Annotated in this window: 15 protein-coding genes; 7 read left to right on the plus strand and 8 right to left on the minus strand. The window is 67.6% G+C overall.

The window, feature by feature from the left end:
- Window positions 1-182: 182 nt before the first annotated feature.
- The 3 genes from ABZ795_RS11190 to ABZ795_RS11200 all read right to left on the minus strand — a co-directional run bounded on the left by ABZ795_RS11190 (window position 183) and on the right by ABZ795_RS11200 (window position 2,381).
- A complete protein-coding gene (locus ABZ795_RS11190) occupies window positions 183-1,004 on the minus strand; it encodes an alpha/beta hydrolase (protein ID WP_357530204.1) in 822 nt (273 codons plus the stop codon).
- Window positions 1,005-1,023: 19 nt separating this feature from the next.
- Entirely contained in the window at window positions 1,024-1,593 is a 570-nt protein-coding gene (locus tag ABZ795_RS11195) for a DJ-1/PfpI family protein (protein ID WP_327026511.1), read from the minus strand.
- Between the two features lie 83 nt (window positions 1,594-1,676).
- Entirely contained in the window at window positions 1,677-2,381 is a 705-nt protein-coding gene (locus tag ABZ795_RS11200; protein WP_357530205.1) for a GntR family transcriptional regulator, read from the minus strand.
- 476 nt (window positions 2,382-2,857) lie between these two features.
- Here ABZ795_RS11200 and ABZ795_RS11205 point away from each other — a divergent pair, with 476 nt between their 5' ends.
- The 7 genes from ABZ795_RS11205 (at window position 2,858) to ABZ795_RS11235 (ending at window position 11,122) form a co-directional block, all read left to right on the plus strand.
- Window positions 2,858-4,243, plus strand: coding sequence for an extracellular solute-binding protein (locus tag ABZ795_RS11205; protein ID WP_357530206.1), 1,386 nt, complete (start codon window positions 2,858-2,860; stop codon window positions 4,241-4,243).
- Window positions 4,240-5,184, plus strand: coding sequence for a sugar ABC transporter permease (locus tag ABZ795_RS11210; RefSeq protein ID WP_357530207.1), 945 nt, complete (start codon window positions 4,240-4,242; stop codon window positions 5,182-5,184). The genes ABZ795_RS11205 and ABZ795_RS11210 overlap by 4 nt, the downstream gene beginning before the upstream one ends.
- On the plus strand, window positions 5,184-6,095 hold the full coding sequence (locus tag ABZ795_RS11215; RefSeq protein ID WP_357530208.1) for a carbohydrate ABC transporter permease: 912 nt from the start codon (window positions 5,184-5,186) through the stop codon (window positions 6,093-6,095). The genes ABZ795_RS11210 and ABZ795_RS11215 overlap by 1 nt, the downstream gene beginning before the upstream one ends.
- On the plus strand, window positions 6,095-7,162 hold the full coding sequence (locus ABZ795_RS11220; protein WP_357530209.1) for an ATP-binding cassette domain-containing protein: 1,068 nt from the start codon (window positions 6,095-6,097) through the stop codon (window positions 7,160-7,162). The genes ABZ795_RS11215 and ABZ795_RS11220 overlap by 1 nt, the downstream gene beginning before the upstream one ends.
- Window positions 7,162-8,238 (plus strand): ABC transporter ATP-binding protein, encoded by a 1,077-nt coding sequence (locus ABZ795_RS11225; RefSeq protein WP_357530210.1) that lies wholly within the window; start codon window positions 7,162-7,164, stop codon window positions 8,236-8,238. Before ABZ795_RS11220 ends, ABZ795_RS11225 begins: the two co-directional genes overlap by 1 nt.
- A gap of 93 nt (window positions 8,239-8,331) precedes the next feature.
- Window positions 8,332-9,792, plus strand: coding sequence for an NAD-dependent succinate-semialdehyde dehydrogenase (locus tag ABZ795_RS11230; RefSeq protein WP_357530211.1), 1,461 nt, complete (start codon window positions 8,332-8,334; stop codon window positions 9,790-9,792).
- Window positions 9,793-9,904: 112 nt separating this feature from the next.
- Window positions 9,905-11,122 carry an iron-containing alcohol dehydrogenase gene (locus ABZ795_RS11235; RefSeq protein ID WP_357530212.1) on the plus strand — a complete coding sequence of 406 codons (1,218 nt, stop codon included), beginning with the start codon at window positions 9,905-9,907 and terminating at the stop codon, window positions 11,120-11,122.
- Window positions 11,123-11,193: 71 nt separating this feature from the next.
- On the opposite strand, the gene ABZ795_RS11240 is transcribed toward ABZ795_RS11235, so the two are convergent.
- The 5 genes from ABZ795_RS11240 to ABZ795_RS11260 all read right to left on the minus strand — a co-directional run bounded on the left by ABZ795_RS11240 (window position 11,194) and on the right by ABZ795_RS11260 (window position 23,679).
- A complete protein-coding gene (locus tag ABZ795_RS11240; RefSeq protein ID WP_357530213.1) occupies window positions 11,194-11,370 on the minus strand; it encodes a hypothetical protein in 177 nt (58 codons plus the stop codon).
- Between the two features lie 245 nt (window positions 11,371-11,615).
- Window positions 11,616-18,215, minus strand: coding sequence for an RHS repeat-associated core domain-containing protein (locus tag ABZ795_RS11245; RefSeq protein ID WP_357530220.1), 6,600 nt, complete (start codon window positions 18,213-18,215; stop codon window positions 11,616-11,618).
- Window positions 18,216-18,466: 251 nt separating this feature from the next.
- A complete protein-coding gene (locus tag ABZ795_RS11250; RefSeq protein ID WP_357530214.1) occupies window positions 18,467-21,955 on the minus strand; it encodes a LamG domain-containing protein in 3,489 nt (1,162 codons plus the stop codon).
- 366 nt (window positions 21,956-22,321) lie between these two features.
- Window positions 22,322-23,035, minus strand: coding sequence for a methyltransferase domain-containing protein (locus ABZ795_RS11255; protein WP_327026523.1), 714 nt, complete (start codon window positions 23,033-23,035; stop codon window positions 22,322-22,324).
- Window positions 23,036-23,163: 128 nt separating this feature from the next.
- Window positions 23,164-23,679: a hypothetical protein gene (locus tag ABZ795_RS11260; protein ID WP_357530215.1), complete on the minus strand. Its 516-nt coding sequence runs from the start codon at window positions 23,677-23,679 to the stop codon at window positions 23,164-23,166.
- Window positions 23,680-23,784: the final 105 nt, after the last annotated feature.

Genomic DNA, 23,784 nt, shown 5'->3' on the forward strand with positions numbered 1-23,784 from the left:
ACTGGTAGCTTGCCCGCAAGTGACAGCACGTCACTCCAGACAAGGAAGTGCCAACCCGACGGCGACCCTGTTCTCCCTATTGGATGGTCCAGACCAGCGATAGTGGCCCTCTGCTTTGTGCGCGAATCACATGTGCTTCGAGCTGATCTACTTGAGTACGGGCTGCGGACCTACCGCAGTGATCAGTGCCGGCTCTCCTGGCTCAGAAAACCCGACAACAGGTGCCTGAACTCGTGCGGGTGTTCGATCGCCGGCACGTGCCCGCATCGGCTGAACACCTGCAGCCGGACATCGGCGAGGTGTTCGAGCAGGGGCTGAGTTGCCGCCGTTAGCGGGACGACTCGGTCCTCGGCGCCGTGCACGAGCAGCACCGGCGCGCGGATCGCTGCCAGGGTCTGCGGCGAGAGGGTGAGGTCCTCGACCCATCGGGCCCTGGGTGGCGGGAACAGCGAGGCGTACGCGGCCGCCCCCGCTCGCATCGCAGCCGCCCGGGCCGCGACGGCCGCATCGGTCACGAGCCTCTGGTCGTAAACCAGGCGGCTCAGCATGTCTCGGGCTCCGGGCGGACCGGCGGGGGCGGCCCAGATCGCCTCGAGATCGGCGGACAGCGGGGCCCCGGGGGCGCCCATGGTCGAGACCGCCACGACCCGGGTGACCTGCTGGGGACGCGCGGCCGCCAACGCCAGCGCCACGGCACCGCCCATGGAGTGACCCACCACGGCGTAGTGCTCGATGCCGAGAGCATCCATCAGGCCGGCGGCCTGCTCCGTCCACAGTCGGAGCCCGCCTCTGGCGCCCGCCGGGACAGGGGTACGGCCGAACCCCGCGTGGTCGGGAGCGATCAGGTGCCAGGAGGTGCCCAGCGCCTGCGCCGTCGCTGCCCAGGCTCCGGACCCGGTCGTGCCGGGTCCGGAACCGTGCAGCATCAGCACCGCGGGGCCGGTGCCGCTCTCCATCAGGTGTACGGGAGAGCCCTCGACGGTGATGGTCCGAAGTTCTGTCACCGGGGCAGGCCAGGTGCGTTCACGCCGATGCGGGGTCAACGGACTTCGAGAAGACCTCCATCATCGCCCTGCCGAACTGCGGCATGTCGGGCCAGCCCCGGCAGGAGACGAGGTTGCCGTCCACGACGTCCGGAGCGTCGATGACGGTCGCGCCCGCGTTCTCCATGTCACCGGTGATGGGTGGGAAGCAGGCCGTCTTTCGGCCCTTCAGCAGCCCGTACACCGCCGGCACCTGGGCGCCGTGGCAGACCAGGGCTATGGGGAGGTTGCGGGCGAAGAAGTGCTCGGTGATGCGCCGGACGTCGGCGTCGACCCGGATCCACTCGGGGGCTCGTCCCCCGGGGATGATGAGGGCGTCGTAGCGCTCGACGTCGACCTCGGCCCAGGGCACGTCGACCGGCAGTTTCCGGCCGTTCTTCTCCACGTAGGCGTCGGAGTTGGGGTCGAACTCGTGGATGACCAGTTGCACGTCACGCATCGTCCGGGACGAGACGTCGACGTCCCAACCGCCTTCCTGTACGCGGTAGTAGGGGTACATGGTGTCGAGTTCCTCGGCGGCGTCGCCGGTCAGGAGCAGCGCTCTGGGCACCTGCTTCTCCTCGCATCTGGGGACGGGCGAGATAGATCCAATACGATCTGATCGGTTCAGCATTCCCCGGCCCTGTCCGCCCGTCAAGCCTCTGCCGCGACCGGCTCCGTTTCCTTGAGTTCGTCGAAGAATCGGCGGAATCGCTCGCCGGAGCGCAGGATGTGCCGACGCATCGCGTAGGCGGCGGCGTCGGGGTCCCGCGCGGCGATCGCGGCCACGACGTCCTCGTGCTCGGCCATGGCCAGGTGGGTGACCTGGGCGTCGCGGTGCAGCCGGAACAGGTGTACGTGGCTGTGCAGGCGGGCAAGCGTTTCCCGGATGACCTGGTTCTCCGCGCTGGAGGCGACGAGATCGTGGAAGGCGGCGTCGCGCAGGCCGAAGGCCCCGTAGGCCGCCGGCCCGTGGCCCCCCTCCAGCTCGGCCATCTCCCCCAGCATCCGGCGCAGGCCGGCGACCTGCTCCGGAGACGCACGTTCGGCGGATCTGCGCGCAGCGGCCGGTTCCAGGAGCAGGCGGATCTCTAGCATGTCCTCGAATCGGCTGCGGGTGATCTGGGGCGGGATGCGGTAGCCGGCGTGGGGCACCCGTACGACCAGGCCCTCGGCCTCCATCCGGTTCAGTGCGTCCCGGATCGGTGTCTGCGAGACCCCCAGCTCTCGGGCCAGAACGTCGATCGTGACGCGGGAGCCCGGCTCTATCCGTAACGACATCAGCTGTCCCAGCAGGGTGTCGTACACCTCGTCGGCGAGCCGGCCGCCGGCTCGTCCCGACGGCCCTGCGCCCGTCACGACCCTGCGGGCCGGAGCGATCGTCGCTTCATCGTCCATCGTGACCTGAGGCCCTTCCTCGCGCCCTTCGGGAACCCATTGACATCAGTCACAACGCTGCGGCATGCTGACGCCCCACCGGATCGTATAGGAAATGTGGCGGATGATCGTCATCCTGCGCCACAGCATCGAACCACCCACCACCGTTCCACTCGATCACCTGAAGCTCCCACGAGCATGCGCGAGGTGCTGCTCGGTTCGGCCACCGGGCTGTGGTTGGACCGAAGGACTTCTCGACGGCGTGCCGGCCCTGGCATCGCGGCGCAGTCGTGACGCCCGGGCCGCGCCCTGCGCGGCGGCCCGGCACCCCCGCATGAACCATCCGGCAACTGCTCGACGAAGCACCTGGCGAGGTTCTAGAAGTCCGAACCCAGAAAGCAGGCAGGCATATGCGGCATTCACCACGAACGACACGATTGTCCGCTCCCCGGCGGAAGGTGCAGCTGGCGACGGTGGCCATGCTGCTGGTGGCCACGACCGTGGCGGCCTGTGGCGATGGCGGGGACGACGACGCGACGGCGAGCGCCCCCAAGGCGCCGGCGACCATCCCGGAACTCACCACGGACCCGCTGACCCTCAGCTTCATCTGGTTCGACTGGCCACCCGCCCAGGCACTGGAGGCCTTCGCGAACGCGGAGTACAAGAAGGAGCGGCCGAACGCCACCATCAAGGTGAACACCGTGCCGAACGCCAACTGGCACGACGCGATGTTCACCCAGTTCGCCGCCCGCAAGACCGACTTCGACATCGCGATCCTGGACTCGCAACACATCGGCGAGGCCGTGACGAACGGCAACATCCTGGACCTCACCGACTTCGTCAAGAACAACATCGACGTCGAGGCGTACAACCCGTACCTCCTGGCGGCGTACGGCCAGTTCCCGCAGGCGGAGACCGGCCAGCGGGACGAGAACGCCAGCCTGTACGGGCTGCCGCTGCTCGGCGACACCTGGACGATGATCTACCGCAAGGACCTGATCGGCGACCAGCCGCCGCAGACCTGGGACGAGATGATCTCGGTCGCCGAGAAGTGTCAGGCGGACAACCCTGGCGTCAGCGGGCTGGCTTTCCACCAGGCCAACGGCTCCGACGCCGCGGCCGTCACCTACAACACGGTCAACGGCGTGTACGGCGGCAACCTCTGGGACCCCAAGACCCGCAAGATCGACGGCATTCTCAACGATGCCGCAGGCCATGAGGCGATGGATGTCCTGGTCAACAAGATGAAGCCGCTGACCGCCAGGGGCTCCGGCAACTGGTTCATCGACGAGGTGAACGCGGCGGTCGCCCAGGGCAAGGCCTGCATCGCGTTCAACTGGATCGCCGCGAGCGGCGGCCTGCTCGATCCCAAGGAGTCGACCCTGGGCTCCACCCGGGAGCAGATCCTCGACAAGCTGGGATTCGCCACCCTGCCCAGCCAGAAGACCAACCTGGTCCCCCTCGGCGGGATGGGGATGCACGTGTCGGCCTACTCCGCCGAGGCGAACCAGGTCGAGGCCCTGAACTTCATGAAGTGGTTCCAGCGGGCCGACATCCAGAAGAAGTGGGCGGCCGCCGGTGGGGTGCCATCGCGTACGGACGCCCTGGTCTCGCCGGAGTTCCTCAATGCCGGGCCGTTCAACCAGGTGTACGCCGACTCGGTGCCCCGGATGCGGGACATGTGGAACGTGCCGGAGTACGCACGCCTGGTCGACATCGAGAACACCAACGTCAACGCGGCCCTCAACGGCGCCAAGAGCCCGAAGGCTGCGCTCGACGACATCGCCAAGGAGCAGCAGAGCGTGCTCGACTCCAGCAGCCGCAGGGGCGGCGGCGGACTGTGAGTGACCCCGTACTGACGACCGATGCCGGGCAGGTGGCGGCTGGGCCGCCACCTGCACCGGGTCGGTTCCGCCGGCTGAGCGACCGGGGACTGGCCGTGGCCTTCATCTCCCCCGCGCTGCTGCTGTTGCTAGCGATGTCGGTGTTCCCGTTGCTGTGGGCGCTGTACCTGTCCTTCACGGACTACTCGGCCACCCGTGGGGGGCGCGCCTACTTCGTCGGGTTAGGCAACTACACCGCCATTCTGACCTCGGCGCAGGTCCACCAGCGGGCCCTGACGACGTTGATCTACGTGGTCGGTGCGGTCACCCTGCAGACAGTGCTCGGTTTCACCATCGCGTACCTGATCTCCCGGCGTACCCATGGGCGGGGGTTGCTGACCACGTTGTTCCTGGTCCCGATGATGCTGTCGCCGGTCGTGGTCGGGCTGTTCTGGCGGTTCATGCTCGACGCCCAGTTCGGCGTGATCAACAGCATGCTCGGCTCGCTCGGCCTGGGGCAGGTGGAGTGGCTGACCCGGCAACGGACGGCGTTGATCTCCCTGATCGTGGTCGACACCTGGCAGTGGACCCCGTTCATCATGCTCATCGCCCTGGCGGGGCTCACCGCGGTGCCCAAGTACCTGTACGAGGCCGCCTCGATCGACCGGGCGTCGGAGTGGTTCCGGTTCCGCACCATCACTCTTCCGCTGGTGTGGCCGCTGCTGCTGATCGCGGTGTTGTTCCGGGCCATCGAGGCCTTCCGGCTGTTCGACCTCGTCTACATCCTGACCAACGGAGGTCCGGGTGTCTCCACCGAGACCCTGTCGTTCCATGTCTACAAGGTCGCCTTCCTGGGCTTCAACACCGGAACCGCCTCGGCGTACGGGATCCTCATGGTCCTCGTCGTCATCGTCCTCTCGCAGATCTATCTGCGTTACCTGAACAGACTCAAGGAGGGCTGATGGCCGTCTCCGTCGACGAGGCCGTGGCCACAGGTCCTACCCCGGATCGCGCGCCCCCCGCGCGTCGCCGAGGCGGCCGGGGCCGCTCCGTGCTGGAGGTCGCGGCGCTGACCGTACTGGCCGTGGTGATGCTCTTCCCGGTGCTGTGGATGATCGAGACCTCCATCAAGGAGAACCGGGACGTCTACGCCGTACCGGCCGAGTTCTTCGGCTTCACGGTCACGATGGACCATTTCAAGGACGTGTTCATCGGCCCCGACGGCGGTCGCTCCGACCTCTCCGTGGCCTTCCTCAACTCCGTGCTGGTCGCCGGGGCCTCCACCGCCCTGGCCACCCTGCTGGGGGTGCCGGCGGCCTGGGCCTACTCCCGCTTCGCGGTGAAGGCCAAGAAGGACCAGTTGTTCTTCATCCTGTCCACCCGCTTCATGCCGCCCGTGGTGGTCGTGATCCCGATCTTCCTCATGTACCGGCAGGTCGGACTCATCGACACCAAGCTCGGTCTGATCCTCATCTACGCCGCGTACAACCTGCCGTTCACCATCTGGATGATGAAGGGGTTCGTCGACGAGGTGCCCTCGGAGTACGAGGATGCCGCCATGCTCGACGGGTACACCCGGCTGCAGGCGTTCCGGCGGTACACCCTTCCCCTGCTCGTGCCCGGCATCGCCGCGACGGCGGTCTTCGCCCTCATCTTCTCGTGGAACGAGTTCGTGTTCGCCATCTTTTTGACCTCCAGCGACAGCGTGCGTACCGCGCCACCCGCCATCGCGGGCCTGATCGGGGGTACGACCGTGGACTGGGGTCTGGTGGCCGCCGCCTCCGTGGTGTTCGCCCTGCCGGTGCTTCTCTTCGCCTACCTGGTCCGCAAGCACCTCATCGCCGGGGTGACCCTCGGGGCGGTGCGACGCTGATGGCCGGCATCGAGGTGACCGCCCTGCACAAGCGCTACCCGGACGGCACGGTAGCGGTCGAGCAGGTGGACCTGTCCATCGGCCACGGCGAGCTGTTCGTGATGCTCGGCCCGTCGGGTTGCGGCAAGACGACCACGCTGCGGGCCATCGCCGGCCTGGAGCGGCAGACGACCGGCGACATCCGCATCGGCGACACCCTGGTCAACGACCTGCCACCGGCCGAGCGGGACATCGCCATGGTGTTCCAGTTCTACGCCCTCTACCCGCATCTGAAGACCCGCGACAACCTGGCCTTCCCGCTGCGGGCCGAGGGGCTGCCCAAGTCGGAGGTGCATCAGCGGGTCGACGAGGCCGCCCGGCTGATGCGGCTGGGTCCACTCATGGACCGGCGACCCCGCCAGCTGTCCGGCGGGGAGCAGCAGCGCGTGGCGCTCGCCCGCGCCCTGGTGCGCCGACCGCGCGCATTCCTGATGGACGAGCCCCTCACCAACCTGGACGCGGAGCTGAGGGCGGACATGCGTACGGAGATCAAGCACCTGCAGGGAGAGTTGGGGGCGACGATGGTCTACGTCACCCACGACCAGGTCGAGGCGATGTCGCTAGGTCACCGGATCGCCATCCTCAACAAGGGCCGCGTCGAGCAGATCGGCACCCCGCTCGAGGTGTACGACCGTCCGGCGAGTCTCTTCTGCGCCGCCTTCATCGGCTCCCCGCCGATGAACCTGATCGAGGTGGAGGTGGCCGACGGGAAGCTGCGCAGTCGGGGTGGGCTGGCCCTCAACCCACCGCCCGGCCTGCCCCGTGACCGTCGCCTGATCGCGGGTGTCCGGCCGGAGGCCCTGGAGGTCACCGCACCGGGGGCGGAGCGTTCGGTCCCGGCCCGGGTGGTCTCGGTGGAGTGGCTGGGCGACGAGATCATCTACGTCGTCGACCACAACAGCCAGCACGAGGTACGGGTGCGGATGCCACCGACTGTCCGCTTCGCCGCTGATGCACCGGTAGGGCTCCGGCACACCGGCGCCACCCCGGCGATCTACGACCCGCGTACGGAAGAGCTGGTGGCCTGATGGGAACCGTGGCAGCACAGGGGCTGTGCAAGTCCTTCGGGAAGGTCCAGGCCCTGGACGGGGTGACCCTGGACGTGCCGGACGGCTCCTTCTTCGTCGTACTCGGCCCCTCCGGGGCGGGCAAGACGACCACCCTGCGAGCGATCGCCGGCCTGGAGAAGCTTGACGCCGGGTCGGTGCACCTGGACGGCAGGGACGCGACCGGTGACACCCCGGCCGCACGCGACCTGGCCATGGTCTTCCAGAGCTACGCCCTCTACCCACGACACACCGTGTACGAGAACATCGCCTCGCCGCTGCGGGCACGGCGCTGTTCTGCCGGCGAGATCGCCGCCGCCGTCGAGCGGATGTCGCGTCTGCTGCACATCGAACGGCTGCTGCAACGTCGTCCCGCGCAGTTGTCCGGCGGTGAGATGCAGCGGGTCGCCCTGGCCCGGGCGCTGGTCCGTAGCCCGCGCGCCTTTCTCATGGACGAGCCGCTGACGAACCTCGACCTCAAACTCCGGGTCGAGATGCGTACCGAGCTCACCCGCATCCACCGCAGCCTAGGGGCGACCTTCGTCTACGTGACCAACGACCAGGTGGAGGCCCTGTCCATGGCCGACCAGGTGGCGGTGCTCAAGGAGGGCACGGTGCAACAGGTCGGCACACCGACCGAGGTGTACGAGCGTCCCGCCAACCAGTGGGTCGCCGGGTTCGTCGGGAGCCCGCCGATCAGCCTGCTCCCCTGCCACGCCGAGGGAGACCGTCTGGTCGGTGCGGAAGGGTGGACGCTGCCGAGACCCCGCTGGAGTACGGCGGAGGAGGGTCGTCCGCTGCTGCTGGGCCTGCGCGCGGAGGACCTGTCCGTCGAGCAACGGGGGGACGCGTCGTTGCCGGGAGAGCTCTACGGGCTTGAGCCGCTCGGTGACCGTACGGTCGTCGACGTCCAGGTGGGGACGACGATCCTCAAGGTCAAGGCACGACCAACCGTCACCGGTACGCCGGGCGAACGACTGTTGGTCACCGTCGACCTGGACCGCGCGCACCTGTTCGACGCGGACACTGGCCTGTCGCTGTCCGAGGCCGGGCGGTAAGCCCGCCGGGCGCGACGGCAACCCTGCGCCCACCTCGTCTTTTTTGCTGCGCCCAGGTGCGGCCCAAGCGTTGATGATCACAGGAGCGACGCGATGAGTGACCCGATGAAGGTTCTGGCCCCCGAGTACCGGCGGCTGCGGATCGGCGACGTCTGGCGCGATGCCGGAAGCGGAGCCACCTTCGCCGTCGAGGACCCGGCCACGGGCAAGACCATCGCCGAGGTGGCGGACGCCGACGTCGCCGACGGGCTAGCCGCTCTGGAGGCGGCTAGCAAGGCGGCGGCGCAGTGGGCGGCGACCCCGCCCCGGAAACGGTCGGAGTTGTTGACCGCTACCTACCGGGCCCTGACCGAGCGATCCGAGGAGGTCGCCCGGCTGATAACCCTGGAGATGGGCAAGCCCCTCGCCGAGGCCAGGGCGGAGGTGGCGTACGGCGCCGAGTTCTTCCGATGGTTCGCCGAGGAGGCGGTACGAGTCGAGGGCCGCTACAGCACCGCTCCGGCCGGTGGATATCGGATCCTCACCGTGCCCAAGCCGGTCGGCCCCTGCGTCTTCGTGACGCCCTGGAACTTCCCGCTGGCCATGGGAGCCCGCAAGATCGCTCCCGCACTGGCCGCTGGCTGCACGACGATCACCAAGCCGGCAGCCCAGACCCCACTGACCATGCTGTTGCTGGCTCGCATCATGCAGGAGGTAGGCGTTCCGCCGGGGGTCGTCAACGTGGTCACCACCAGGCGTTCCGGCGAGGTGGTCTCCGCACTGCTGGCCGACGGTCGGACCCGCAAGCTGTCGTTCACCGGGTCGACCGAGGTCGGGCGGGTGCTGCTGCGACAGGCGGCGGACAACGTGCTGCGTACCTCCATGGAGTTGGGCGGCAACGCCGCCCTGATCGTGTGCGCCGACGCTGACCTGGAGGTCGCGCTCGACGGGGCCATGGTGGCCAAGATGCGCAACATCGGGCAGTCCTGCGTCGCCGCCAACCGGATCTACGTCGAGGAACCGGTGCGCGAGGAGTTCACGGCGCGTTTCGCCGAGCGGATGGGCGCGCTGTCGATGGGCCATGGTCTCGACGACGGGGTGGAGGTCGGCGCGTTGATCGACGCCGCCTCGGTCACCACGATCGACGAGCTTGTGGCCGACGCGGTCGATCGCGGCGCCCGGGTCCTGGTGGGCGGCGAGCGTCCGGACGGGCCGGGCCATTTCTACCCGCCCACCGTCCTCACCGACGTGCCCGAAGATGCGCGGATGCTGGCGGCCGAGATCTTCGGTCCGGTGGCGCCGATCATCTCGTTCACCTCCGACGAGGAGGTGCTGGCGAAGGCCAACGACACCGAGTACGGCCTGGTCGGCTACGTCTTCACCCGCGACCTGCAACGGGCGCTCCGGTTCACCGAAGGGCTGGACACGGGGATGCTCGGCATCAACCGTGGGCTGATATCGGACACCTCAGCTCCGTTCGGCGGCGTCAAGCAGTCCGGGATCGGCCGGGAGGGGTCGCACGAGGGCATCCTCGAGTACCTCGACCTCACCTACGCAGCGATCGACCTCCCGTGACCGGCCTGCCCCGGACGCCCAGCGTGCGCCTGCCCCACCCGGACGCGGTTGCGCAGGTGACCTGGGCGTCCGCCCCGCCATTCGCCGCCGAGGTTCCGAAAGAGGCACCGACATGCTTGAAACCGTCCGCGGACCACGCCAGCTGATCGTGGGCGAGGGGGTCGCGCAGAACATCCCCCGGGTGGTGGCCGAGAGTGGTTCGCGAGTCCTCATCGTGACCGACCGGGTGCTGCTGGGGCAGCCGGGGGTGGCGGAGATCGTGGCCGCCGTACGGGAGAAGGTCGAGGTCGTGGAGGTGTTCTCCGACGCGACCGCGGAGGTGCCACTCGCCGATGTCGCCCTGGCCGTCTCGGTCGCCGCCGAGGTGGACGCCGAGGTGATCCTCGCCATCGGGGGCGGCACGGTGATCGACCTGGCCAAGATTGTCGGCGTCATCCGCCGCCACGGCGGAACACCGCGCGACTTCTACGGCGAGTCGAGAGTGCCGGGGCCGACCCTTCCCCTCGTCGCGGTCCCGACGACCTCCGGCACCGGCTCCGAAATCACACCCGTCTCGGTGCTGACCGACCCGGACCGCGCGCTGAAGGTGGGGGTCTCCAGCGTCCACATCGTGCCCGACTTCGCCATCGTCGACCCCGAACTCACCTACACCTGCCCGGCGACCGTCACCGCCCACTCCGGCATCGACGCGTTCTGTCACGCGGTGGAGAGCTACACCGCCCGACCCCGGGCTCACGGCCCGCTCGACCCCGTGGAACAGGTGTTCCTCGGCCGTAACCCGATCACCGACCACTACGCGCTCCTGGCTGCGGAGCGGATCGCCCGTAGCCTGCGTCGGGCTGTTGGCAACGGAGGCGACACGGAGGCGCGCGCGGACATGTCCTACGGGTCCGTGCTCGCCGGGCTCGCCTTCTCCCACGCGGGCAACGCCGCCCCGCACGCCCTCCAATACCCCATCGGCGCCGCCACGCACACGCCGCACGGCCTGGGCGTCGGGCTGCTGCTGCCCTACGCGCTGGATGCGGCAAGGGAAGCCATCGGCGACCGGCTGGCCGTCCTCGCCGGGGTGTGCGGGCTCGACGTGACCGACGCCTCGGATGCCGAGGCCACAGACACGTTCCTCACCTGGCTCGACGGGCTCCTCGCCGACATCGGCATCCCGCCCACCCTGGCGGACATCGGCGTGGACCGCGCCGACCTCCCCCGCTTCGCGGAGCTGGCCGGCGGGGTCACCCGCCTGATCCAGAACCATCCCGGCCCCACCGACACCGCCAGCCTGACCGCGATCCTCGAAGCAGCCTGGACCGGGGATCGAACCAGACGGTCCTGAATTCCAAGCTAAATAGTGACCGGCGCCCGGTCAGGCGCGGCCCGCGCCCACTGGCGTCCACTGAGAGCATCTCAGTGCTCTTTGTCAGTCGACTCGACATTGACCTCCACACCGGCGTTACGCAAACTATCGGCCAGCAACTCCATCTCCACCTTTGTCCCGCGCAGCTTCCCGCTCTGCAGCCCATTAACACGTTCCCGTGCTTCTGCAAGCGTCAGGCGCTCCGGCCCTTGCCGCAAAACCTTCATGATTAATGCTGCTTTGGTAGGCCGCAGGAGCACGACTCGAGACCAACCATTTGCTTTGACCAAAGCCTGACGGATAGCTTCTGGCGATCGATCCCATCCCAGTTCTTCAGTAACATTTCCACATGCTGGACACTGAACCGATGCCGTCCATTGAAGCCTGCCCCGTACCAGCCTCTCTGCGACTAGATGCGGCACCGGACTACTACATTCCCCGCAGGGAAAAACAACCTCAGCTTGCTGACTTATCACTGCCACCCACGCATCCCCATGTATCGTGACACGACACTATAGAACCTATCCGACTGCGGGCCGCCAGCTCGCGGGTGATGGTCAGTGATCCCCCGCGCAAACCACCTGTGATGCAACTCCTCGTGCACGATCGTATCGCGCAACTGGCTCCGACTTACGAAGGATTTTGCACCAATTTGCGTGCCGGCACCCCGTCGCATCACACCGTAGCCCACAAACGGGCTGTACTCTGGGCGAGCAGTCAATCGAAGGTCCTGGAAGTCCTCCTTGATGATTGCGTCGAGGGCTCGGTTACGAGATGCCGCCGTCTTTCCCGTGACATGTGACAGGTCTGTCGTATAGGCGCCGAACCCATCCCGTTTACCAGCGAAGGCGACGCCGCCTCCGGTGCCGGTACCTGCTGCAGTAAGTGATGAGCGCGCGCTGCCTAATGCCATCTGCCCGGCGGCTCTGAGACCCATACCAGACGTGACAGCAACGCCGGCACCAAAGGCTGCTGCGCCGACGAGTACGCTCGCTGCGCCTAGCACACCGCCAATCGCTCCGGCGACTAAAGCTTCGCCAGCGAGTTGCCAGCCGCTTTCGTCATCGGCATCGAGGCCATTGCTGACCAACGATCCGACGGCACCGCCGACGAACCCACCGATCGCCGCGCAGCCGACAGCACCCACACCGAAGCTCGCCGCGGTGCAGGCTCCGCCGACGATGACACCTGCGGCGACGCCGGCGACCGCACCTACCGCCCCGGCGTTGCGGCACCAGAAGCTGGCGCGACATTCGCGTTGTTTGCGTTCTGCTTCGGCGCGTTCGTTGCTGGCTTTTCGGTACGCCTCACGTTGTTGCTGGCAGCTTGACCCACAGGCCGGTGGGACGTGCTTCTTGACGATCCTGGTGACCGTCTCGCCGGAGGGGGTGGTGTCGACGTAGGCGCGGTCACCGGTGTCGTCGTTGTTCTCAGTGAAGTACATTCCGGTGGGGTCGGCGTTGTCGATCGGGTTGTTTCCGCCGTACTGGTACGCGTTGTACTGAGCAGGGCTGTCGGCGACGAGGACCGGGTCGACGGAGATGAACCGGCCCAGCGTCGGGTCGTACTGCCGGGCGCCGATGTTGGTCAGCCCGGTGGGGTCGATGTCCCCGCCGACGAAGCCCTTGTTGTTCACCCAGACCGGGTTCGTACCGCGCGGCGCCCCGTACGGGGTCTGACGGCGAATCGAAACAGCCTGGGTGCCGGCGTTGACCCCGATCTGTTGAGTGCCCTGGTGGTCGTCGAACAGCCAGGTCAGATTCGTGGTCGCCGAGCCTGCCGTGCGGGATGCGCAGACGGTGCCGGCGAAGCTGTAGTAGCGGGTGCCGGTGTTGACGCCACCTTCGCGGCGGATCTCCTGCCCGGGGAGATAGAGGGTGGTGCCGCTGCTGTCGCGACGGATGATCCTGACGCCGTCGGCGTCGTAGATGTTGGTTTCGATGGTCTGGCCGCCCGCCGCGACGGTGGCGAGCTTGCCTTCGGCGTTCCAACCCAGGGTCTGGCTGTTGGTGCCGGTGCCGCAGTTGTTGGCGGTGGTGCCGGTCGGCCGGCAGATCGTGTTCCCGGCGCCGTCGTAGGCGTAGTTGCTGACCACGGCGCTTTGGCCTGGCGCTTGGGTGGTCATGGCGGTGACGGCGTGCGGTCGCACGACGTTCGGGCCGCCGGTCGGCACCGTGTAGCTGCGGGTGGTGTCGCCGCCGGCGGTGTGGCTGGTTTCGGTCAGTCGGGAACCGGTGGTGTCGAACGCCCAGTCGTGCCAGTACGGTGCCGGACCGCCCAGATTCGCCACCGCCGGGTCGGCCTGGCAGTTCACTCCGGCCTTTGGGGTCCAGGCGCTGGTGAGCCGGCCCAGCAGGTCCTGCCGGAAGCACTGGGTGTCGGCCTGACCGATCTGCGGCTTCTCTTCGATGGAGGTGATGTTGCCGCTGTGGTCGTAGGTGTAGTTGCGGTCGGAGACGGTGCCGACGGTGGTTTCCCGCTGCACGGTGGTGCGGTCGATGCGGCGGGTGGCCTCGTCACGGTAGACGGTGTCCTGGGTCCAGACGCCGCCGGGCATTTTGTAGATGGAGCCGCTGCGTTCGCCGTAGGCCGTGTAGGTGGCGGTGGCCATCGTGCCGGCCGCGCCGGTGAGGCTGGTGTCCAACCGGACCGGCATGCCGGTGGCGGCGTCGTAGTCGGTCGTGACTTCCTCGGTGACCAGGCCCCCAGCGGCCGGGTAGGAGACCGATGTCGGTGCGCCGGTCGCCGCCGAGTAGTTGTAGGCGTAGATGTAGGTGCCGTTCAGGCCGGTTTCGCTGGTGGGGATGACGTAGTTGACGCCCTTGGGCTGGTAACGGTCGTCGAAGCTGCGCACCTGCCACCGGTAGGCGTTGCTGCTGCCGGCGGGTTCATAGCGGACCGCCTGGGTGAGTTGGCCCCTGAAGCCGCTCTGACCGGTGTAGAGGGTGTCGTATTTCCATTCCGCGCGCAGCGCTCCGGTGGCGGAATCGTCGCGCAGTTCCTTCCTCCGACCCAACGCGTCATAGACGTACCAGAGCACCTCACCGCGGGCGTCGGTCGTTTTTTCCAACTCGTTGTTGTCGGTGAAGAAGCTGGTCGTCTCGCCCTTGTCGGGGTCGGTCGTGCGCCACAGACGGCCCTTGGCGTCGTACTCGTTGACCCAGCGGTTTCCTGCCGGGTCGACGGTCCTGATCAGCTGGCCCTTGCGGTTGTAGACGTACTGGGTCTCCTGGTAGGCCCCACCGACGCCGGATGCGGTGGTGTGCTGGCGCAGTTTGACGACGCGGCCTTCGATGTCGGTCACGGTGGTGGTCGCGGTACCGCCCTGGGGTGGTGTCACCTTGGTGAGGTCGCCCTCGTGGGCGGTGATGGTGCGCCACTTCTCGACCAGGTTGGTGACCCCGTCACCGGCCAGGAAGACCGTGTTCGTGGGGCGGGATGCCCGGTCGAACATGGTCTTGGAGACGGCGGGGAGAGACCACTCCGGTTCCCACCACAACGTGCCGGAGGGGGCCCCGGGTTCGGCATGCGCACCGTAGGAGATGGCCGGCCGGCCGAGGCTGTCGTAGAGCGTGTCGGTGACCACCCGGTTTCCGGTGCCGTCCGCCGCCAGGCTCTGGGTCTGCCGGCTACGCAGCAACCCGTCGAGGATCTCGTACGAGGTGGTGTAGTTGCCGTCCGCGTTCAGTACCTGTGCTCTGACGTACGGATAGGCGTTGCGGCCTGCGGCGAAGGTGTACGTGTACTGCGCGGACGGGGTGCTCGGATTGGCCGCCTTGGTCCAGCCGAGCCCCCACACCTTGCTGACGCGGCCGAGCGCGTCGTGCTCGACCTCCGAGAGCACCCTGTTGTTGGGGTCGGTGGCCTTGACGGTGGCACCCCAGTAGGGGTTCGTTTCCACCGACGAGGTCCAGTTGAACGGCGCCGGACCGGTCGTGGTCACCTTCGTGACCGGGCCTCCGACGGCCGGCGTGTACGCGGTCGTCGTGACGTTGCCCTTGATGTCGGTAGCACTCACCGGCCGACCCGTCGGGTCGTAGCTGCCCTGCGACACGACCTGCCAGACCGTGCCGGTGCCGGCCGTCCAGTCCTTGAGCTGCTCGGTCTTCGTGACCAACCCGAAGGTCGGTGCGGTGTCGACGCTGGTGGCCCCGTCGTAGTAGCTCCGCGCGTCGGAGATCACGTCGTCGATGGTGGTGGGGTTCGTGCCGCAGGCCAGCGCGGTGGTGGTGGTCTGCTTCACCGTCGTGGTGAGGTTCTTGCCGGTGTTGCGGTTGTAGTGGTAGGTGATGCACTTCTCGTCGCCGGTGACGGCGATGTCGCCGTCATCCTGTGACCAGTTGACCGTGCCGTAGGTGTGGTCCAGGTTCTTGGTGCCGCGTGAGGTGCGCCAGCCCCGGCTGCCGTCGACGCCGAGGGCAGTCGCGGTGTAGGTGGTCTGTGTGTCGACGAAACGGGCCTCGACGATGTCACCATTGATCGTCCGGCTCGCGGTCGGGTTGGACCGCCACGGCACGTTCACCGTCTTGGACACCGGCTTGGATTCCACCCCGTTGTAGACGACCTGCTCCCGCACCTGGCCAGCGAACTGGTCATGGTCGTAGACCGTCTCCGAACCCAGCGAGGCGGGGACTGTCACGCTGCGGGTGCCTCCGCTGGGGCTGGCCTTGTCGCCGTGCATGCCCCGCATGAAGGTCGTCACGGCGAGGGTCTGGGTCGCCGAGTCGTCACCGACGCGGGTCTTGACCTGGGCGTAGCCGCGCCACTGCGACCACGTCTTGCGTTCCGGTCTGCTCAGACCGTCGTCGTCGGCGTAGTGCCACGCCGGCGATCCCACATACTCGTACCAGGTGTGCTTCGTCGGCGCCTGGTGGCCGTTGGCAAGCTGCACGTCGTCCTCGGCCACATGCTCGACCCGGTGCTTGTGCCACCATTCGGTGATCAGTTGCTGACCGGTCGGGTCGGCCGGATCCGGCACCCGTACCGGGTAGCACCGCTTGGTGTTGGTATGCGGCTGCAGCCCCTCCACCATCGCCTCGGTGCACTCCGGCTGCGCGTAGTCGACCTTGATTCGGGATCCGGTCTCCGTGACGATGCTGGATATCCGCAGCCAGTTGTCGGTCGTGCCGTGTTCGGTCAGCACCCGGTTCGGCAACGACTCCGCCTCGAAGGTCACCGGCGGTAGGCTGACGGTGCCGCCGACATGCCCCGCGTGGTCGATCCGGTTCAGCCACAGCCCGGTGTGAGTGGAGTCCGCCGTCGCCGCGAAGGTGTGCGACAGGGTCCACGACTCGACGTCCTGCCATGCCGGGGTGGTCTTCGTGGTGTCCCACACCCAGGTGGTGACCTTCTTCAACCGCTTGGTCGTCCAGAAGGTCGGCGAGTACTGCTGCGCACATGACGTCGCCGATGCCTTGCACTCCTGGTCCCAGGGGGTGTCCTTCCACGACGCCTTCACCGGGTTGGACTCGGTGCCGCAGTTCGAGAAGCACCGCATGTCGGTATCGAAGACGATCTTCGCGTACGGAGTGACTTTCCGTTCGGTCACTCCGTGGATGGCCGACGTGCGGTCATAGGTGCCGTAGTCGATCCGCTCCAGATACCCTGCCCGGTCGTAGGACACGTCGTCGGAGTCGGTGTCGTTACGGGCGTACTTGTTGGTCTCCTTGCCGTACCAGAGCGACATCGTGTTGCCGCGCACGTCGACGACGTAGTCCAGATTCCACCGCCATGCCTGCTGGCAGTCGGAGTTGGCGAAAGCCGTCTGGTGGCACGGTTCTCCGGAGTGGTTGCCGAACACCGGTACGGCCAGGGTCGAGTTGGTCTTCGACGTATGGCCCGGCAGTGAGTGCAGACCGAAGAAGTACTGCGTGCCGTCGGTGGTGGTGACCTTCCAGTGCTCACCGTTGTTGTCACCGTTGCCTGACGCACCGGTCAGCTTCTCGATCTTCGAGCCGTCCTCGGTACGCGCGTGCCAGCCTTTGCCGGTTTCGAAGACCAGCTCGGTGCTGCGGCCGTTCAGGTTCATCGTCGCGTTGTCCGACCGCCAGCACAGGTCGCCGGTGTCCGTCGTGTTGTTCGCGCCGCTCTTCTTCCGGTCCTCCGCGCAGGACACGTACCGCCGCTCGATGAACCCCGGCGAATAGTCGAAACCCTCACCGATCCACGACGGCTGGTTGTTGGTCACCTCCGACCGACCATCGACGGAGGCGGACGAGTAGGCCAACCCGACCGACGGTTCCGGTCCAGTCGCCGGAGGCGTACGCAGGGGGTAGTTCCATGAGAAGTCCCCGGAGGACGACCCGGCCGACCACGTCGACGAGGGGGCGAGGCTGGTGGCGGTGAAGTCGCCGTCGGCGCCCGCGCCTGCCGCCGCAAGGGCGAGGAAGGAGCCACTCGCCTGGGTCGTCATCTCCCCCGACAACCGCGCCATTTCCCTAGATGCCGCCGCGGTGGAAACGGCGGTCACCTCCGCGGTCGCCACGCCCTCACCGAGATCGTTCTTGGTGGGAAGCGGTACCGATCGGCAACCCGGTGCATCGGGTGTCGACAGGGCACAGGCCGGTACCTGCCACAGCCGCAGCCGTGACGCCCATGATCCACCCACCGCGTACCGGAAGGAGCTGTAGTCCACCGAAACCTTGGCCGTGCCGGCAGCAGCCCCGATCGGTGCCGTCACCTTGAGCACCAGGCCGTCACGCCAGTTGGCCGACAGTAACTCCCGGTCCACGATCTGCACGTCCACGCTGGTGACGCGCGCGCCGGCTGGGCCGCCACTGCGAGCGACCCATACTGGCAGCGTGCCTGCCCGAACGCCCCGGCCAGGCGTGCTCGGTGCGGCGAGCGTCGCCCGAGCGGTACTTGCTGCCGGCCATACCGGCTTCGGGACGAGAGTCTCCTGCATCAGCTTCTGCGTCCATGCCCGTCCCGACACCGGACCGCCGTGTGGATCGAGTTCCTCAACCGGCGGTCGCACGGGCTCTGCCCTCGCAACGGCGGCCTCGGCCGGCAAAGCGACCAGCAGCGACGCTGTTACGGGGATGACGGTGAGGCCGGCGATCCAACGACGCAGTCGGTGCGCTCGATGAATGCTCCGTGGTGGCCGCGGCGAATCGTAGACGGATCGTGCAGACAACATGCATTTCTCCCCGGTAAGAACAGCCGCACGGAGCAAGGGTGCAGATGGGTCATATCGGCACGAGCAATGAAAGAATGGGCCCGACGTGTCCGGTCCGGCCACGCCAAAGCTGGAGGGTGAGCGACTGCTGGGCTGGGTCAGCAGCGTCGAGCACCGGCCGCGGTGCCGACCCAGCCCGGCCGAGGCTATGAGTCGTACAGCAGGTACACCGCCGTGTCCGTCAGCGCACCCTGGAACACCGCGACGTCGTCGATGCCGCCGGTCCACTGGTCCATGAGTTCGCCTCTCCACAGGGTGCGACCCACCAGCAGCGGGCCGGTCGACGCCATCGGGGTGAACCCGATGCTCGTAACCCCTTCGAGCTCACCATTGACGTAGAGGCGAAGCTGCTTACGCCCGGCGTCGTACACCCCGGTCAGGTGGGTCCACACGCCCTCCTCGGCAACCGATGTCGAGGTGACGCTGGCCGTGGACGTGGTGTTGGCATCGGCGGCGCTGACGAGGAACTGCCACTTGCCCAGGGTGGAGTTGAACTTGAGCCAGGTAGCGCTCTCGTGCACTCCTCGCTGGGATACCGCCGTCCGCATGCCGTCGAGCCGATCGAGCATCACCCAGGCCGATATCGTGAACGACTGGTCAGTGCGCAGGACCGGCTCGTCCTGCCACTGGGTGAACTCCAGACCGTCGGCATCCGGTGGCGTGGTGCCCGTCTTCACCGCGCTCCGCGCGTACTCTCCGGTGCTCTCGACGTATCCCTCCTCCGGGAAGTATTCGTAATCGAGCCACAAGCCGGAGCCGTTGGTGGAATAGCCGGTGCCTACGGCCGACCCACGCGTCAATGCGAGCCATCGACCCCAGGCGGTCACCGTGTCGGGGGCCTCGCAGGTATCCCTCAAGTCGGCCAGATAGCAGGGGGTCGCGGCCTCGAAGTCCCAGTTGCCCACCTGCACCGGCGTCAGCAGCCCTGGTTCGTGGAACCCCCCGGAGGTTGGGTCCTGGGCCAATTTGCCGGTGAAGTCGTCTGGCACGAGTACGCGGTTGTAGGCCTGCACATCGGCGACGTTGCCGTGGAACCAGTTACTCGCCACACCGGCGCTCCACCCTCGGCCCACCGCGAACGGGCCGGTGGCGTTCCACGGTGTCCCGCTCCGGTCTGCCTCGGCGGCCAAGACCCCGTCGACATAGAGCCGGACCTTGCCCGCGGGTTTGTCATACACGCCGGCGATATGGGTCCACCGCTCGACATCGGCTGCAGTCAAGGCAGTGCCGCTGAACGCCGCGCGGGTGGCACTCGACTGACTGTCCGTATCCTTCATCAAGAATGACCAGCGTGGCGTCGACGGGGAGCCGACCAACCGGGTGCCCAGATGGAATCCGGCGGCATCGACCCCCGCCTGCGACGCGATGACAACGTCCTGAGTCGTCGGCAGCGAGTTGAGTCGTACCCACGTGGCGACGCTGAAGGAATCGGTCGTGTCGACGACACTGCTCGGTGTGGTCAGCACCGACGAGGTGCCGTTGAGCCCAACGGTCTTGCCGCCGTTCATCCGGATGTCGTCGGCCCAGTTGACGTTCGACGCGCCCAGGTCGGTCTGACCGCTCGCGGGTTGCTGATCAGCCAACGCGGCGGCCAGGTCGACCCCCGGGTACTGCTCCAGCCCCCATCTGGCGACGGGCGGTGCAGGCCGGGCCGCGGTCAAGGTGGCCGAGCCGATATTGCCGAGGTTGCCGGTAGCGTCGATCGCGCGAGCCCAGAAGGTGTTCTGACCGAAGCTGGGCACGGTGACGGTGACAAAGGCGTTTTTCGTACCGAAGACGGTGCTGGGGACGACCTCGATCGTGGGCGGGTTGGACCAACCGTACCGGAACTTGGTGACGTCCGCGGTGGCGGTGGCGATCGTGATCGCCACAGGCTCACCAGGGCGGCGGGGTACCGCCGTCCAGAGGATGTTGGGTGCCGGTGGCACAGTCGTGTCCGCGGCGAACCGGCACCACGACGACCATGGGCCGGTGATCGAATACGGGGCCTTGTCGGTGCCCTTGGCGCGGAACGCGTACGTGGGTCCCTTCGCGATCGTTACTGTGTTGCTCGTCGCCCTGGTGTTGGGGGTGACTCCCGTCTTCGCCGGTGGCGGGCTCTTGCGGGTCGGGTAGGTGTCCGTCACCGCACCCATGCCCCCGGCTGGGACCTCGATCCATTCGAACCTACCGGTCAAGGAATCGCTAGGGTCAGCGTCGGGAAAGACCGCAGAGAACGTCGGGGTCAGCGTGCCGACCGTCAACACCCCGGAGCCGCAGGTCACCCCGGCGACCTGCAGGTCGTACGGAGCACCCGGCTTGCTGTCGTAGTCGACGATCAATTTGGCGTCGTTGGGGTAGAACTTCTTCCACCGACTCTGCGTCGATTCACCCGACCCGTCTGACGCTCGTCCGGTGAACCCCACCGTGATCGAGTTCCACTTCCCGTTTGCGGCCGCCTTTACGTGGTCGGTGGTGTTGTTTCCTTGGAAGTTCATGATCATGTCGGGTTGGATCGAGGAACACCCACCCGCCTCGTTCGCATTCCCGGTGGCCGTGTTCAGGAACGACTTCAGCTTCATCGTCGTCCAACCCGCCTTCGGCGTCGCGTTGATCGACGGGGTCGCGTACATCGACGTGACCGTCTCGTCGCAGGACCAGGAATGGTCCAGCTTCATCTGCACGTAGGCCGACTCGATGTGCTTACCCTTGAGGGAAATTCCGTTGGCTGTCGTCGAGAACTCGAAGTACGACCGATACAGGGCGCCTGTGTCCGGATTCAGTCCCACTCGCGCTCGGCTCGTGTCCGAGTTCGACGACCCGTTGTTCGTCCCGTACGCCCACTTGCTCTTGAAGACCGACCAGGCAGGGTCGACGAAGAGCGGGAACACCGCGTCCGGATCATCAAGGAGCGCCACATCCGGACGCAGCACCAGATCGCCGTCGGAAACCTCGACGCCGACCGCGCCGACCCGCGCCGCGTCTCCGGCCGCCGTCGGCGTCGACGGGTCGCTTTGCTGCGACGCACCTCGCGACGCGACTCCCTCGGGGGCTTGCGGCCGAGAATCCCACATGACCGCCGGTTCCGCCGAGGCGACGACAGCAGTACCTGCCATGGCTCGCAAGCTGCCGCCCGGACCTGGGACGATCTCGGAGTTCCCACCGACCCGGAACCGCGGCGCGCGTACTCCTGGGAGGGCTGCCGCCGCCGGCGTCTTGACCACCAGAACGTGCGTGAAGCCGGTCCGCGTCGCCCGCACCACCAGGTCCACATCGGAAAGCACGTTCGGGTAGATCAACGAGTCACCCGAAGCCGTCGGGGCCGGCAGGGCCTCCGGCCACGAGAGCGTGACCGCGCGCCCGGCTCGCGTCAACGTCACCAGAGCGGCTTGCCCGCCGTCCGAGAACGCCACATCCGCGACGGACGCCCGGGGTCGCCACAAGCCATCCCCGCCTCGGGCCAGGTTGAGGTCGATCTCCTCCCACCGGCCGTCCTTGCGGGTGCGCTGCGGCACCACCGACGACGCGAATTGCAGCCGTCCGTCCGGCAGCGCGGTGACCTCGGCGAATTCCGTTCGCGACCCGTCCACCACGACGGGCTGCCCGCATGACGTAGCCAGCGCGCTCGCCTCGGCCTCGGAAGCGGCTGTATCCACGCACTGCCGTTCTCCCGCAGCAACCCGCTCCGGCGCTGGAACACCGATCACTCCAACAGCCAACACGGCTGTGACTCCAGCCGACAGCCCACGCCGCCACCGAACGCCCAACACACACCCCCGTAAGAGCAAGTAGTGGCAGCGACAGTAGAGGTGCAACCTCCCCGAGGTTGCCCCGTCCCAGGGTGGCGGATCCATCACTCACCGCCACTGATCGCCGCATGTCGATCAATTGATGGGATGGACCACTCTTGATCACTCAGAGCGATCTCAATCTATTCGACAGTCTTCGATGTTGTGATACAGATCACTCTCACGCACCGCTCCCGCGTCCGTGGATGCGGTCCGTAATCGCGGATCGTGCGTTCAGCGTGGTCGTCGGGCGAGGACTAGCCGGCACCGTGGGTTGCCGTCACGGCGCTGTCCCAGGGCGGTCAGGGCGACGGTGGTGACGGTGAAACCGGCCGCAGTCAGGTCGTCGCGCACTGCGGGCAGCGGGTTGGTCCGGTAGTACATGACGAAGGGGGGTCGCCACACGGTGTTGCGTACCCGCATGGCCAGGTCGAAGCCGAGCGCGGCCCAGTGCGCGGTCGAGGTCAGCGGCGGCGGTGCACCGATCGGGAGGGCGAAGATCCCGCCGGGCCGCAGCGCGCGGTGGACACCCGCGAAGAGGGCCGGTCGCTCGGTGGGCAGGAAGTGCCCGAGCGCTCCGAAGCTGACGGCCAGGCTGAAGCCTCCGGTGAACGGCAGGGCACGCGCATCGGCCTGAACCCAGGTGGCGTCCGGGTGGGCGCTGCGTGCCTGGGCGAGCATGCCGGCGCTGAAGTCCACGCCGGTGATGCCTGCTCGGCACACGGACCTGAGCACCGCCATGCCCGCCCCGGTGCCGCAGCACACGTCCAGGCCCTGGTCGAAGGGGCCGAGTTCGGACAACGCGTCGGCGGTCGCGCGCAGATAGCTGTCCGGCGTACGGAAAGGCGTGTGGTCGAACTTCGGGGCCAGCAGGTCATAGCCGCGCTCGACCGAAGAGAACGCCTGGACGCAGAGTTCCCGCAGAGACGGACCGTGGGGCGAGAACACCGGCCAAGGGTACCTGCCGGAGCCCCTGCACGATGTCGGCTCGCGGTGGCGCAGAACGCGGAGGTCCTCGTTCTGCGCCACGATCCAGCGGCTGCTGCGGCTGCGCCATACCGCCTGCCGGTGGCTGGTCAGGCGCGGGTGCGCTGCCGCAGCCGAGTCGAGACGACCGCGACGACCACCATGCAAACCGCGAGGGCCAGGGACGGCAGGGCGTCGGGCCGGCGCAGCAGTTCCCCCGTTCCGGTGTTACCCAGTTGGTGCAGCGTGCCCAGCAGGAGGGTCGGGGCGACGGCGATCAGCAGTCGCTGGTCGGCTGTCGCCACCCACAGGAAGGCGGCTACGGCGACGATCACCATGGCGGCGGAAATGATCTGCGAGCTCATCGCGGCGGGGCGGAAGGCTTCCACCGGGATCAGATGCAGGGCGAGTATGCCGGCGATGACCAGCAGCGCGTTGGCCCGGGGCGCAGGCGGCACGTCCGCCGGTCGCCACAGGCCCGCGATGACCAGTGGCGCGGCGACAACCGGCGCCCAAACCTGCGGCAGGCCGTTGAGGAACAGGTACGGAGAGATCACGATCGGCACCACCGCCGCGGTCACCACCAGGACGGCGGCGGTACGGTCGTGGCCCGCGACGACCGCCACCAGCGCCGTGCTAGTGCCATGACCACAAACGTTCACGGTGTTGGTGGACACGCCGTGCGGCCTGTCGGCCGGGCGGCGTTGTGCCGGTCAGGCTGTGGCGGTGGC

This window comes from Micromonospora sp. NPDC047134, assembly GCF_040643455.1.
Lineage (GTDB): Bacteria > Actinomycetota > Actinomycetes > Mycobacteriales > Micromonosporaceae > Micromonospora.